Origin of the sequence: Mesorhizobium sp. 1B3 (assembly GCF_050958605.1) — a bacterium.
In the GTDB taxonomy this organism is placed as follows: Bacteria; Pseudomonadota; Alphaproteobacteria; order Rhizobiales; family Rhizobiaceae.
The window spans coordinates 31035-44381 of the sequence record NZ_JBJHDO010000005.1; the positions used below are offsets into that span (position 1 = coordinate 31035).

Genomic DNA, 13347 nt, shown 5'->3' on the forward strand with positions numbered 1-13347 from the left:
GCTTTCCTGTTGTCTCAACCTGCGGAATTCATCGTTTCGGAAAAGGGGACATCTCCGCCCATCGCTCGCTCGATTGCGTCCGCAATCGAGCGGAGCTTGGTGCCGATCTCGGTCAGCCGCTCGATCGGGACCAGATAAGCGGGGCCGCCGGCGTTGACCGCATAGACGCGCCCGTCCGGAAGGCGTATCGGGGCGGCAACCGCGTGAATTTCCTCCCGCCATTCGCCGGCGCTGGAGCAGAAGCCATGCTTTTCCAGATCCTGCATGGCGCGCTCGATCCCAACGCATGATCTTTCCCATTCCTGAGGGCTTTGCGACTTGCGCAGCTCGCTCAAAACCTCGGCACGCTTTTCCGGGCTGTAGGCGAAGAGCAGGGCGCGGCCCATGGAGGTCTGGGCCAGCGGCAGCCGGGTTCCGGAATAGAGCCGCAGCCCGATCAACGGATTGCCCTCGAATGCATCGATATACATGATCTGAAGCCGGTCCTGCATGCCGAGGCCGACGTTCAGAGCCATGTCGTTGGCCAGCTGCTCGAGATAGGGGCGCGCGACCTCGCGCACGCTTGTGTTCGCCAGCGCGACGCTGCCGACTGCGATGGCGGACGGGCCCAGGCTATATCGTCGGCTGATGGGATCGAAGACGAGAAAGCCCGCGGCTGTCAGCGTGTAGGCGAGACGCGACACGGTCGCCTTGGGCAGGAGCACGCGCGCCGCGAGCTCCGCGTTACCTAGATACTGATCGCCCCTGCGAAATGCCTGAAGCAGCAGGAGGCCGCGTTCCAGCGCCTCGATCTTTTGGCTGTCCTTCACCGGCTCGGTCTGCTCCACTTCGGTTTCCGCCTGAAGGCTCCGGTCGCCCAACCTGGTCGCGCTCTGTCTCGGTCGCATCGGTTTTCCTCAATGGAATTGCGTTTCATTTATGATGGAAATGATTTCCATTGACAAGCCCAATCTTTCTGGGCAGCATGAAACGCAATTCGGAATTCTTGCAGAAACAGGCATCATGAAACTGGGGATCGAAGGAAAGACCGCGCTGGTGACCGGCGCTGGCGGCGGCTTGGGCAGAGCGATAGCTGAGGCTCTGGCGACCCATGGGGCGACTGTTGTCACGGCCGATATCCGTCTCGGTGAGGCGCAGGCGGTCGCGGAGGGCATCCGCGCGGTAGGTGGCCGCGCGTTGGGCGTGGCGATGGACGTGACCGATGCGCAATCGGTCGCTGACGCCTTCGGATCGATTGAAGTCCAGGCCGACCAGCCGGACATTCTGATCAACAATGCTGGTTTCACCCGGGACAATCGTATCGGGAACATGCCCGAGACGGATTGGGACGCGGTGATCGACGTCGTCTTGAAGGGGGCGTATCTCTGCACGAGAAGGGCATTACCTGCGATGATCTCGCGCGGCTGGGGGCGCATCGTCTCGATCTCCTCCAGGGCACATCTCGGCAATCCGGGGCAGGCAAACTATTCGGCGGCCAAAGCCGGTCTGTTGGGTTTCACACGTGCGATGGCGCTGGAGAACGGCAAATTCGGCGTCACGGCAAATGCCGTCGCCCCCGGCGTTATCGACACGATGGCTGTGCGTAGCCTGCCACACTACGAGCGCATCATCGAGAACGCCAAGGCGTCTCTTCCCATCCGCCGGCTCGGCCGCCCAGAAGATATTTCCGATGCTGTACTGTTCCTGGCGTCCCAGCGCTCCTCATACATTACCGGCGAGGTCCTCCATGTCACCGGAGGACGATACTGACGCCCCCTCTCACGGTGGCGCGTCAGCCTTCGCTAGGTGGCAATCCAGTCGGCGAAGCATGCAGAGTGAAACTGGCCCGTCCGGAAGACGAAATTTAGAAGTAAGGAAGAGTAGAATGACATCGGCATACCTTGTTCTCGATCTGCAGAACGACCTCGTTCACACGGACGGTGCCAGCGGCAAGGGCCCGCTCGGGGAAGCGGTGCGCAGTCGCCGAATTATAGAGAACACTAACAAGGTGATTGCCAAGGCGCGCGCCGCCGGCGCCCCGGTGATCTTCGTGCGCGTAGGCTTCTCCGAAGACTATCGCGAGTGTTCGGCGACTTCGCCCATGTTCTCCGGCCTCCGCAAGGCTGGCCTGATGAAACTCGGCAGCTTCGGCACGGAAATCCATCCCGATCTCGACCGTATGCCGGAAGACATCCTGATCACCAAGCATCGTGTCAGCCCGTTCTATGGCACCGAGCTCGAAGTGATCCTGCGGGCCAAGAAGATCTCGAGAATCGTCGCGTCGGGCGTGTCCACCCCGGCCGTCGTGCAGGCCTGCATCCGCGAGGCGCATGACCGCGACTACGAATGCGTCGTAGTCGAGGATGCGTGCGCCGCGCCGGGCGCGACGGAGCACGATGAGTCGATAGCCGTGCTGAAGCGGTTCGCTGCCGTCGCGACGGCGGACGAAGTCGATTTCGTTTGACCGCTCCGCAGCTAGGCAGCCCAACGGGAGGATATCGTGAACAGAGAGCAGTTGCGTGAGTATCGGGCGAAGCACGTCCCGCTGTTCAATTCTCAGAAGCTGAAGCTCGGCGTCTTCGCGCTGAACTGCAGCGGCGGCAGTATCATCACAAACTTCCCCACTGACCGGCAGATGACATGGGACTACAACAAGTCCGTCATCCAGCTCGCCGACCGGATGGGGATGGAGCTCGCGCTGCCGATCGGGCGCTTCAAGGGCCAGGGCGGTTCGTCCAACCACAACGGAAGCAGCTACGAGGTCTATACCTGGGCCGCCGCGATGGCAGCGGCTACCGAGAACATCATGTGCTTCGCCACCTCCCACGTGGCTCTCACTCATCCGGTGATCGCGGCGAAGCAGGCGGCGACCATCGACCACATCTCGAACGGGCGCTTCGGCCTCAACGTCGTGATGGGCTGGTTCGCGCAGGAGATGGCGATGTTCGACATCACCCTGCGCCAGCATGACGACCGCTACCGCTACGGTGACGAGTGGCTGAGCGTCGTCAAACGTCTCTGGAGCGAGGATGGCGTCTTCGACTTCGACGGCGAGTATCTCAAGCTGAAGGGGCTTGAATCGCAGCCGAAGCCGATCCAGCGTCCCGGCCCGGTGCTCGTGAACGCTGGCACCTCGCCAGCGGGCGTGGACTTCTCCGCGCGCAATGTCGATGTCTGCTTCGGCTCGCCGACAAAGCCGGAGGACATCGACAAGCTGCTCGCCGTCAAGACCATCGCCGACCAGAAGTTCAACCGCGACGTCGCGCTGATGTGCTCAGCGCTGGTGGTCTGCCGCGACACCGAAGCGGAGGCGCAGGCGGCTTTCCAGGACATCTTGGACAATGGCGACTGGGAGGCGGCGCGCAGCATGCTGTCGGCGCTGGGCGTCCAGAGTGGCTCGTTCAACGAGGGTTATGACGAGCGCATGCGGCGCTTCGTGGCCGGCTACGGCACCCGACCGCTCGTCGGCACGCCCGAGCAGATCGCCGATATGTTGGTTGACTACTCCAACCGAGGCCTTCACGGCGTGGTCTTTTATTTCAAGGACTACCTGGCCGAACTGACCTACTTTTCCGACAAGGTCATGCCTCTCCTCAAGCAGGCGGGGATACGGCATTGACTGAGCTGTCTGGAAAGCGCCTTGCCGGCAAGATCGCGCTGGTGACCGGCGCCTGCGGCGGCATCGGCGCGGCCATCTGTCGTCGCTACACGGAAGAAGGCGCCGCGGTGATCGGCGCCGACCTCTCGCCGCCGACCGCCGTGGATCCTGCCGTCATGGTCGAATGCGTTAAGCTAGATGTGACCTCCGAGACGTCCGTCAAGGCGCTTCGGGAGCATGTCGCCCGAACTCATGGTCGGCTCGACGTGCTGGTGAACAACGCCGGTGCGATGGTGGGCCGACCGCTCAAGGACACGAGCGTCGACGAATTCGACCGGCTCTACAAGGTCAACCTTCGCGGCCCGTTTTTGGTCATGCGCGAGCTTGCACCCTTGATGGGCGAGAACGGCTCGATCGTGAACATGTCCTCGGCGGCCGCCGTCCGCATGACCGGCGGCATGAGCGCCTATTCGGGTACGAAGGCCGGTCTGGTCGTTCTTTCACGTATCGCGGCCATGGAACTTGCGCCAATCCGGGTGAACTGCATCCTGCCAGGCGCGATCGACACGCCCATGCCGCGCACCTTCCTGGCGAACCTGCCGGAAGCACGGCAGGCGCAGGCGTTGCAGGCGCTTGGCGAGCAGCGGCTCGCGAAGCGCCTCGGCCGACCGGAGGAGGTGGCGGATCTCGCCGTCTATCTCGGCTCGGATGAATCCGGTTTCGCGACGGGTGGGGACTTCGTCCTCGACGGAGGGCGGGCCTGATCGGCTTACGGGTTAGGATTGATCAATAGCTTTGCTAGATTTCAACGGGAGGAACTTATGAGACTGAAATCGCTTTTCGCCGCCTTCGCCCTTTCTACCGCGCTGACGACCGCGGCGTCCGCCAACATCTCCGGCAACGTCGTGAAGATCGGCGTCCTGACCGACATGTCGGGCCCGTTCTCGCACCAGACCGGCCCAGGTTCGGTCGCCGGCGCCGAACTGGCGATCGCCGAAATCCAGGGCAAGATCGGCGACGTGCCGGTCGAGCTGGTGTTTGCCGATCATCAGAACAAGCCCGACGTCGCGGTCAACCTCGCGCGGCAGTGGCTTGATGTCGACGGCGTTGACCTGATCGTCGACCTGGCCAGTTCGGCAGTCGCACTGGCAGTGCAGGATGTCGTGAAGGAGAAGAATCGCATGGTCATCTTCTCCGGTCCCGGCACCGACCGCCTGACCAATGACGCATGCTCGCCTAACGGCATTCACTGGACCTACGATACCTACGCCACCGGCCACTCCATGGCGCAGGCCGTGATCGAGGCCGGTGGCAAGAAGTGGTTCTTCATCGGCAATGACAGCGCCTTCGGGCGTTCTATCGTCGAGGTGATGAGCGGCGCGATTAAGAAAGCATCCGGGGAGGTCGTGGGCGAAGTCTGGCATCCGACCGGCGCCAACGACTATTCGTCGTTCATCCTGCAGGCGCAGAGTTCCGGCGCGGACGTGCTCGTTCTCGCGAATTCCGGCACCGACTTCGTCCGCGCGGTCAAGCAGGCGCGTGAATTCGGCATCGATGGGGAGTCGCTGCGCCTCGTCGGCCCCGCGATCAGCATGGCCGACATCCTGGCGCTCGGGCCAGAGGACTCGCAGGGCCTGTACTACATCGATGCATTCTACTGGAACCTGAACGACCAGACGCGCGCCTTGACCGATGCGTTCTACAAGAAGCGCAACGCTATCCCGGCACAGGCTCATGCCGGCGTCTATTCCGCGGTGCGCACCTATCTCGCGGCGGTCGCGGAGCTTAAGTCGGACGACGCCAAGGCCGTCATGGAGAAGCTTCGCAACACCGAAATCTCCGACGCATTCACGCCCGCCGGTACGGTGCGGGTCGACGGCCGGATGGTGCACGACATGTACCTGATGCGTGCGAAGGGCCCGGATGCGAAGAAGGCCACCGACTGGGATTCTGTCGAGTTGGTCGCGACCGTTCCCGGCGACAAGGCGTACCGGCCGCTCTCCGAAAGCAAGTGCGCGCTGGTCAAGTAGTCTGACCAAAATCAGCGAGAGGAGAGGCGAGCCAAAGCTCGCCTCCCTTTCGGCCATCTTCAAGAGAGATGCCAATGGATTCGTCCTCAGTCCAGGTTCTTGCGGGCCAGCTCCTAATTGGCCTTATCAACGGCTCGTTCTACGCCATTCTCAGTCTCGGACTGGCGATCATCTTCGGCCTGCTTAACATCGTGAACTTCGCTCACGGGGCGCTGTACATGCTTGGCGGAATGTGTGCGTGGATGCTCCTGGAGTATGCCGGCATCGGCTACTGGTGGGCCTTGATCGCGGCGCCGCTGCTCGTGGGCGCGTTCGGCATCCTCCTTGAGCGCGGTCTTCTCGCGCGCCTTCAAGGCGTCGACCATATCTATGGGCTGCTGCTCACCTTCGGTGTGGCGCTCATGCTGCAGTCGCTCTTCCAGGGCATCTACGGTTCGGCCGGCATGCCTTACAGCATCCCGAGCGAACTCAAGGGCGGCTGGAACCTCGCCTTCGTTTTCCTGCCCAAGTACCGCGCCTGGATCATCGGCGCCTCAATCGTGATCTGTTTTAGTGTCTGGTACGCGATTGAGAAGACGCGGCTCGGATCCTATTTGCGCGCGACTACTGAGAATCCGGAACTCGTCGAATCCTTCGGTGTCAACGTGCAGGTTCTGATTGCACTGACATTCGGCGCCGGAACCGCGCTGGCGGCGCTTGCGGGTGTACTGGCCGCGCCGGTTTATTCGGTCAGCCCCCAGATGGGTGGGGAACTCCTGACCGTTGTGTTCGCAGTCGTCGTTATCGGCGGTATGGGGTCGGTGCTGGGGGCAATCCTCGGGGGTTTCTCGTTGGGGATCGTCGAGGGACTGACAAAGGTGATTTACCCGGAGGCATCTTCCGTCGTCATCTTCGTCGTGATGATCCTTGTCATTATGGCGCGCCCCGCCGGACTTTTTGGGAAGCTCTAATCGTGTCCAACACGCAAGAAATCGTTGATTCCGCGAGGAGCCCTGCGTCGGCCTCCGCGTTGCTAAACCCAAACGAGGGAAGAAGCCATTTCCTCTGGATATTTCTGGCTATCGCAGCGTCGATGGTCGTTCTGCCGACTTTCGTCTATCCGCTATTTCTAATGAAGGTGATGTGCTTCTCGATCTTCGCGATCGGGTTTAACCTTCTGCTCGGCTATTGCGGACTGCTGTCGCTCGGCCATGCTGCCTTCTTCGGCGCAGGCGGCTATGCTGCTGCCTTCGTCGCGGCGAACTATGGCTTCTCGCCCGAGGCTGCCGTGCTCGTCGGTATGACGACTGGAGCGGTGCTCGGCGTCGTCTTCGGACTGCTGGCGACGCGCAGGCACGGCATTTACATGACCATGGTAACGCTAGGCCTCGCTCAGATGGTCTACTTCATCGTCTTCCAGTCGCCTTACAGTGGTGCAGAAGACGGAATTCAGGGCGTGCCGCGCGGCACGCTGTTCGGCCTGTTTGACTTGCGCAGTGATATGACCCTCTATGTCGTCGTATCAGTTATGTTCATGCTGGTTCTGCTGGCGTCATACCGCCTGACTTATTCGCCCTTCGGCCAAATCCTGCGGGCGGTGCGCGACAGCGAAAGCCGAGCGACGTCGCTCGGCTTGAACGTCAGGATGATCAAACTCGCGGTCTTCGTCATCTCGGCGACTGTCTCCGGTCTCGCTGGAGCGATGAAGGCAATCATTTTCCAGATCGCGACGCTGGTGGACGTCCATCTCGCGACCTCGGGCGAAGTCGTCCTGATGACGCTGATTGGCGGAGTCGGGACCGTGCTCGGCCCTGTCATCGGTGCGGCCCTCCTGGTGACCAGCCAGAACCATCTGGCCGGCCTCGGCCAGTGGGTCACATTCATCCAAGGATTGATCTTCGTGGTGCTCGTCCTGGCGTTCCGCGAAGGAATCGTCGGCTTGCTCATTCGTATCTGGAGGCGTCCGCTGTGACTGATCGTTCCATCAATGGGGGCGGGCGTCCAAGCGGTCCCGACATCATGATTGAAACCCGCAAACTGACGATGGAGTTCGCCGGCTTCAGGGCGGTAGACGGCGTCGACCTCTCCGTTCAGCGCGGCCACATCCATGCGCTGATCGGTCCCAATGGAGCGGGAAAGACGACCTGCTTCAATATGATCACGAAATTCCTGACCCCGACCCGCGGTCAGGTGATTTTGGAAGGTCGCGATGTCACGCGGACGCCGCCTGCCGCAATCGCCCGCGACGGCATCGTGCGCTCATTCCAGATTTCGGCAGTCTTCCAGGAACTGACGGTGCTGCAAAACGTATGCGTGGCTTTGCAGAGTAAGAATCATCGCGTCTATTCAATTCTGCGTTCTGACGCCAGTCTCCAGGACCTGATGATGCGTGCCAGCGAGTTGCTAGAGCTGGTTGGCCTGTCGGACTACCGCCACGAGAAGGCGCGCCTGCTGTCTTATGGCCGCAAGCGGGCGCTGGAACTCGCGACAACGCTCGCCATGGACCCTAAGGTCATGCTGCTCGATGAACCGATGGCAGGTATGTCGCCCGAGGATGTCCGCCGCGTTACCGATCTCATCGCGCGGCTGCGCGCGGGTCGCACCATTCTGATGGTCGAGCACAACCTCTCGGTCGTGGCGGAGATATCTGACCGCATCACGGTCCTCGCCCGCGGCAAGGTCCTCGCCGAAGGCAGCTATGATGAGGTCTCGGCCAACAAGTACGTCCAGTCCGCATATATCGGAGCGGGATATGAGTGAGACCGGCACCAGTCGCGAGCTCGCTCTCGAGCTCAGGCACGTCGTCGCAGGTTATGGCGAGACTCAGGTTTTGCACAATATCGACCTTTGCGTTCGGCGCGGCGAAGTCGTGAGCCTGCTCGGTCGCAATGGAGCGGGCAAATCGACTACGCTGAAGGTGATTGCAGGGCTGCTGCGAAACCGTAGGGGATCGATCCGGATCAATGGTGAAGAGGCGATCGGCAGGTCGTCGCGCCGGACAGCTCATTTGGGAATTTCCTATTGCCCTGAAAATCGGGGCATCTTCTCGTCGCTGACCGTGCACGAGAACCTACTCCTCCCTCCCGTCCTCAGGCCTGGCGGAATGACGGCAGAGGAACTCTACGCGATGTTCCCCAATCTGGCAGCGCGACGCAACAGTGGCGGCACCAAACTGTCCGGCGGCGAACAACAGATGTTGGCCATAGCCCGCATCCTGCGCAGCGGTGCGAAGATTCTGTTGCTCGACGAGCCGACTGAGGGGCTTGCTCCTGTAATCGTCCAGGAGATCGGGGCGCTTATAAGGACCCTGCGCGACCGTGCCTACACGATCCTGCTGGTTGAGCAGAATTACCGCTTTGCGCGGGCCTTCGCCGACCGCCACTACATCATGGAAAACGGACGGGTCGCTGACGAGATCGGAGCAGCGGACATGACCACCAGGGAAGACGATGTCAGGGCCTATCTGGGTCTCTGATCACGGGAGAAGGACATGACCTCACTACGCCAGATGATTTCGAGCAAGGAGTTCGTGCTCGCGCCGGGGGCATATGACTGCCTTACGGCGGGGGCTATTGAACGATCCGGCTTCAACGCCGTCTACATGACCGGCTCCGGCGTCTCTGCCTCACATGGCTATCCGGATTTCGGCCTGCTCACCATGACGGAGATGGTAACCGTCGCCGGGCGCATTGCTGCGGCGGTGAATGTGCCAGTGATTGCTGACGCAGACTCCGGGTTCGGCAATGAACTCAACGCCGCCCGCGCGGTTCGTGCATACCAGCGGGCGGGCGTCGCCGCGATCCATATCGAGGACCAGACGTTTCCGAAGAAATGTGGGCACTTCGAGAACAAGTCTATCGTTCCGGTAGAGGACTTCGTGTCGAAGATCCGGGCCGCCTGCAAAGCGCGCGAGGCCGGCGACTTCATGATCATCGCGCGGACGGACGCCCGCGCCGTCGAAGGCTTCGAGGCCGCGATCGAGCGTGGCAAGCGAGCGGCCGACGCGGGCGCCGACATCGTCTTCGTGGAGGCCCCTCAGACAGTAGACGAGATGGCCGCGATTCCCGAACGCATCGGCGCACCGTGCCTTCTTAACTTGGTCTGGCGCGGCAAGACGCCTGAGGTCGACTTCAAGGACGCGCAGAAGATGGGCTACAGCATGGTCATCCTGCCTAGCATTCTCCTGAAATCGGTGATGGGCATGTCGATGGAGATCCTTGCCGCCGCACGGTTCGAGGGGCGGCATCCGGTGCCGCCCGGCGACATCGGTATCAAGGAGGGCGTCGCCCTCGCCTCAGGTGCCGAGTGGCGGCGTGTCAACGCAGCGCTCGACACACCACTCAGCTGACGCCGGAGCCCGGGCCAACGGAAGCCTGCTCCGTTTCACGAGATACGAGACGAGGTCACGATGCAGCCAACGACGCTTTTCGACAAGCTGTGGTCGCGCCACACGGTCATGGAACATCCCGTGGCAGGGACGCTGCTCTACATCGATCGGCACTTGGCGCACGAAGGTTCCCGCAACGCGTTCTCGCTGCTGCGTCGGCGAGAGCTCAAGGTCCGCCGGCCGGACCTGACCACGGCGATCGTCGATCACTATGCGTCCACCACCTCGCGCGATATCGCTCAGGTGGACGTGGCTTCGCGGCGGCAGATCATCGCCGATCTTGCGACGAATGCCGAAGAGGCAGGCATCAGGTTGCTCGACCTCGCCCACCCCTCGCAAGGCATCGTACATGTCATCGGTCCCGAACTCGGCCTGACGCGGCCGGGCATGACCATTGTCTGCGGCGACAGCCACACGGCAACGCATGGAGCGATGGGAGCGCTCGCCTTCGGGATCGGCGCCTCGCAGGTCGCGCATGCCTTGGCGACACAAACGCTGTGGCAGAAGAAGCCGAAGCAGATGCGCATCGCGATCAAAGGCCGATTACGGCCGCATGTGACGGCAAAGGACCTTACATTAGCCGTAGTCGCGCGGCTTGGCGCCGGGGGCGGCACCGGCTACGCGATCGAATATGCGGGTCCCGCCGTTGAGGCGCTTAGCGTTGAGGGTCGGCTGACGCTCTGCAACATGACGATTGAGGCCGGCGCGCGCTTCGGCCTGATCGCCCCAGACCAGACCACCTTCGACTATCTACGCGATCACGCCTTCGACGGCGACGAGGTCAAATGGCAGGCGCAGGTCACCGACTGGCGGACGCTGGGCTCCGACGAGGGCGCGGTGTTCGAGAAGGAGATCGAGATGGACGCGGCTTCGCTGAAGCCGATCATCACCTGGGGCACGAGCCCGGAAGACGGCATCAGCGTCGACGGCGTCATACCCGATCCTGCGGCGATCGAGGACACGTCGCGCCGCAACAGTAAGATCGCCGCGCTCGAATATATGGGCCTCACACCGGGAACGGCCATCGTGAACATCCGCTTCGACCGTGTATTCATAGGCTCTTGCACAAATGGCCGCATCGAGGATCTGCGCGCCGCCGCCCAAGCGATAGCGGGGCGCAAGGCCGTCATCCCCGCGATGGTCGTTCCCGGTTCGATGGCGGTCAAGGCGCAGGCCGAGCGCGAGGGACTGGACCGAATATTCCGAGACGCCGGGTTCGAATGGCGCCTTTCGGGCTGTTCGATGTGCGCGGGCATGAACGGCGATGTTGGCCGCTCCGGCGAACGCTGCGCCTCGACGTCCAATCGCAATTTCGTTGGCCGGCAAGGCGCCGGCGTGCGCACCCACCTGATGAACCCCGCCATGGCGGCCACGATCGCTGTTACCGGCCATCCTGTCGACATTTCTGAGGCCTAGAGATGAATCCCTTCACTATCCTGACGGCGAGAGGCCTCCCGTTTGGCCTTGAGAATGTCGATACCGATCAAATCCTGCCGGCGCGCTTCCTGTCGCTGAAACCGGAGGACGGCTATGCGAACTATTGCTTCCGCGACCTACGCTTCAAGGCCGACGGCTCGCCGCTCATCGGCACTCCCTTGACATCGGACGACCATGCTGGCGCGATGATCCTGGTGGCGGGCTCGAATTTCGGGTGCGGATCGTCCCGGGAAGGCGCGGTATATGCCTTGCAGCATCTCGGCTTCCGTGTGGTGATCGCAGAAAGTTTCGGCGACATCTTCTATCAGAATGCGCTGGTCAACGGCCTTTTGCCGATCCAAACCGACGGAGAGACGATCCGGCTTCTCCTCGCCCATCTGCGCACCCATCCCGACGCCTCCATCTATGTCGATCTAGAAGCTCAGAAGGTGAGCGTCGACGGAAGCGTAACGTTCACCTTTCCCATCGATTCATTCAAGAAACACTGCCTGCTGAACGGCGTCGACGAGATCGGCTTCACTATGAGCTTCTTGGAGGACATTAGACGGTACGAAGCGGATACCTGCGGAACATAAGCCACGCCTGATGCGCAAGCTGATCCGCAACAGCGCGTCGTGCGGTGTGACGGTGGGTTCGATCGACCATCGGCGGGAGGCGATGGCGCGGTAGGATACATCCACCGGCCGCGGACCTTGATGGAGGTCTCGTCAACATGCCACTGGCCGGTGACGTCCCGCTTGCGCCGGTTGAACGCTCCAGCAGCTGCGGCGAGAAGTGGACGACCCACGCGCTCTTGCGTGAACAGCCGAGGAATGCGTGCCTTCGCAGTCGTCAGCGAGGCGGCCCATGCCGCAAGCGTATCCTCTACCGACCCACCACCAATCATCAAATCCCGAATTATGGTCGCCCACAGATTCAGAATGCATCGAAAAACGCAGCTGTAACGCCAGGTCTGGGTTGTTCCGCGGCATCCGAGCGGCCCTGCTGCCCCGAAGGCAAACCAGCCCAGCCTGGCCATCCCATTTACTCAACGTTAAGGGGTTGCCAAGTAGGGCAACCTTCCTCAACACGGATCGTGTTCGCGCCTTTGGCGTGATCAGATGGAGTCGATTATGCCGGCAGTTGGCCTTGAGATTTCGTACATAAACAACGATCAGCTCATGCCTGGCGACATCCTGTTGAAGTATGGCGACGGGTCGGCTCTGTCGGGGCTGATTTCATGGGGGCAGTCCCTTATCCAAAGCAAGACGACGAAGCAGGGCAATTCCAACATCGTGCATGCCGGGATCATGTTGGACGGTGAAAACATTATCGAATCGCAAGGCAGTGGCGTTACGAAGAATAACCTTCGTACGCACAACCTTAACTATGACTACGAAGTGTATCGCTGCCTGTTGACCAATGTCGCAGAGATGGCGGCTTCAGTAGCATCCCTTATCTTGGCCCATCATTCAGCCTCGAAAACCGCAAAATATTCCATCGCAGGCGCCGCTGGGTCGCTTTTCAAGAATCACCCAGCCGCCAATATAGGCGTGCTGAATGCGACGCTTCAGGCATTGTCTACTGGAAAGGGTCAGAAATTTTTCTGCTCGCAGTTTGTAGTCTGCACTTTCCAGTATGCAGCCGCACAGAACGGCCTTTCGGCGCAAAGTATGTTCGAACTAAGCAATTCGGCTTATAGCCCCAACAAGCTGAAGGACGATCTCTTCAAGAGCCAGTTCTTCTACAAGGCCGGAATGTTGCAGAGGGGTATCCGCATTTAGCGTCGTGATTTCGAAGTTCGCATCAAACTGGTTCTGTCGCAAACTCAGACGAAGAACTTGAACCGAACCGGGATTATCCGAAGGCCGTTTCGTTTGAATCCCGCTGCCGTGGCCGGCTCTTCGAGCATGGCGTCGTAGCGTGCCTCGGCTTCGGCCGGCGGTATGACGGCGCGC

Annotated in this window: 14 protein-coding genes and 1 pseudogene; 13 read left to right on the top strand and 2 right to left on the bottom strand. The window is 61.3% G+C overall.

Annotated elements, in window-relative coordinates; genetic code table 11:
- Positions 1-14: 14 nt before the first annotated feature.
- Positions 15-887 carry an IclR family transcriptional regulator gene (locus ACCO56_RS14895; protein WP_433641556.1) on the bottom strand — a complete coding sequence of 291 codons (873 nt, stop codon included), beginning with the start codon at positions 885-887 and terminating at the stop codon, positions 15-17.
- Between the two features lie 115 nt (positions 888-1002).
- Between ACCO56_RS14895 and fabG the strand changes: the two genes are divergently transcribed.
- From fabG to leuD, 12 genes are all read left to right on the top strand, one after another.
- Positions 1003-1749, top strand: coding sequence for a 3-oxoacyl-ACP reductase FabG (gene fabG / locus ACCO56_RS14900; RefSeq protein WP_433641557.1), 747 nt, complete (start codon positions 1003-1005; stop codon positions 1747-1749).
- Positions 1750-1864: 115 nt separating this feature from the next.
- Positions 1865-2443, top strand: coding sequence for a cysteine hydrolase family protein (locus ACCO56_RS14905; RefSeq protein WP_433641558.1), 579 nt, complete (start codon positions 1865-1867; stop codon positions 2441-2443).
- A 36-nt stretch (positions 2444-2479) separates the two neighbouring features.
- The gene (locus tag ACCO56_RS14910; protein ID WP_433641559.1) at positions 2480-3598 is read left to right on the top strand and encodes an LLM class flavin-dependent oxidoreductase; all 1119 of its coding nucleotides are present in this window, start codon (positions 2480-2482) and stop codon (positions 3596-3598) included.
- A complete protein-coding gene (locus ACCO56_RS14915; protein WP_433641560.1) occupies positions 3595-4341 on the top strand; it encodes an SDR family NAD(P)-dependent oxidoreductase in 747 nt (248 codons plus the stop codon). The genes ACCO56_RS14910 and ACCO56_RS14915 overlap by 4 nt, the downstream gene beginning before the upstream one ends.
- Positions 4342-4482: 141 nt before the next feature.
- The gene (locus ACCO56_RS14920; protein ID WP_433641561.1) at positions 4483-5607 is read left to right on the top strand and encodes an ABC transporter substrate-binding protein; all 1125 of its coding nucleotides are present in this window, start codon (positions 4483-4485) and stop codon (positions 5605-5607) included.
- A gap of 74 nt (positions 5608-5681) precedes the next feature.
- Complete coding sequence (locus tag ACCO56_RS14925; protein WP_433641562.1) at positions 5682-6557, top strand: branched-chain amino acid ABC transporter permease; 876 nt, start codon at positions 5682-5684, stop codon at positions 6555-6557.
- Positions 6558-6577: 20 nt separating this feature from the next.
- The gene (locus ACCO56_RS14930) at positions 6578-7558 is read left to right on the top strand and encodes a branched-chain amino acid ABC transporter permease (protein ID WP_433642013.1); all 981 of its coding nucleotides are present in this window, start codon (positions 6578-6580) and stop codon (positions 7556-7558) included.
- Positions 7559-7605: 47 nt separating this feature from the next.
- Positions 7606-8346 carry an ABC transporter ATP-binding protein gene (locus ACCO56_RS14935; protein WP_433642014.1) on the top strand — a complete coding sequence of 247 codons (741 nt, stop codon included), beginning with the start codon at positions 7606-7608 and terminating at the stop codon, positions 8344-8346.
- On the top strand, positions 8339-9061 hold the full coding sequence (locus tag ACCO56_RS14940; protein WP_433641563.1) for an ABC transporter ATP-binding protein: 723 nt from the start codon (positions 8339-8341) through the stop codon (positions 9059-9061). Before ACCO56_RS14935 ends, ACCO56_RS14940 begins: the two co-directional genes overlap by 8 nt.
- A gap of 15 nt (positions 9062-9076) precedes the next feature.
- Entirely contained in the window at positions 9077-9934 is an 858-nt protein-coding gene (locus tag ACCO56_RS14945; protein ID WP_433641564.1) for an isocitrate lyase/PEP mutase family protein, read from the top strand.
- A gap of 60 nt (positions 9935-9994) precedes the next feature.
- On the top strand, positions 9995-11389 hold the full coding sequence (gene leuC, locus ACCO56_RS14950) for a 3-isopropylmalate dehydratase large subunit (protein WP_433641565.1): 1395 nt from the start codon (positions 9995-9997) through the stop codon (positions 11387-11389).
- 2 nt (positions 11390-11391) lie between these two features.
- A complete protein-coding gene (gene leuD / locus ACCO56_RS14955) occupies positions 11392-11985 on the top strand; it encodes a 3-isopropylmalate dehydratase small subunit (protein ID WP_433641566.1) in 594 nt (197 codons plus the stop codon).
- A 74-nt stretch (positions 11986-12059) separates the two neighbouring features.
- Here leuD and ACCO56_RS14960 read toward each other — a convergent pair.
- A pseudogene (locus ACCO56_RS14960) lies at positions 12060-12196 on the bottom strand (DDE-type integrase/transposase/recombinase); the annotation flags it as partial.
- Positions 12197-12522: 326 nt separating this feature from the next.
- Here ACCO56_RS14960 and ACCO56_RS14965 point away from each other — a divergent pair.
- On the top strand, positions 12523-13173 hold the full coding sequence (locus tag ACCO56_RS14965; RefSeq protein WP_433641567.1) for a hypothetical protein: 651 nt from the start codon (positions 12523-12525) through the stop codon (positions 13171-13173).
- Positions 13174-13347 lie beyond the last annotated feature (174 nt).

Bases quoted from the DNA above. Each gene is read 5' to 3' on its own strand.
- ACCO56_RS14895 (WP_433641556.1), bottom strand. From the start codon at position 887: ATGCGACCGAGACAGAGCGCGACCAGGTTGGGCGACCGGAGCCTTCAG.
- ACCO56_RS14925 (WP_433641562.1), top strand. From the start codon at position 5,682: ATGGATTCGTCCTCAGTCCAGGTTCTTGCGGGCCAGCTCCTAATTGGC.
- leuD (WP_433641566.1), top strand. From the start codon at position 11,392: ATGAATCCCTTCACTATCCTGACGGCGAGAGGCCTCCCGTTTGGCCTT.
- ACCO56_RS14965 (WP_433641567.1), top strand. From the start codon at position 12,523: ATGCCGGCAGTTGGCCTTGAGATTTCGTACATAAACAACGATCAGCTC.
- ACCO56_RS14940 (WP_433641563.1), top strand. From the start codon at position 8,339: ATGAGTGAGACCGGCACCAGTCGCGAGCTCGCTCTCGAGCTCAGGCAC.
- ACCO56_RS14945 (WP_433641564.1), top strand. From the start codon at position 9,077: ATGACCTCACTACGCCAGATGATTTCGAGCAAGGAGTTCGTGCTCGCG.
- ACCO56_RS14935 (WP_433642014.1), top strand. From the start codon at position 7,606: ATGATTGAAACCCGCAAACTGACGATGGAGTTCGCCGGCTTCAGGGCG.
- fabG (WP_433641557.1), top strand. From the start codon at position 1,003: ATGAAACTGGGGATCGAAGGAAAGACCGCGCTGGTGACCGGCGCTGGC.
- leuC (WP_433641565.1), top strand. From the start codon at position 9,995: ATGCAGCCAACGACGCTTTTCGACAAGCTGTGGTCGCGCCACACGGTC.
- ACCO56_RS14905 (WP_433641558.1), top strand. From the start codon at position 1,865: ATGACATCGGCATACCTTGTTCTCGATCTGCAGAACGACCTCGTTCAC.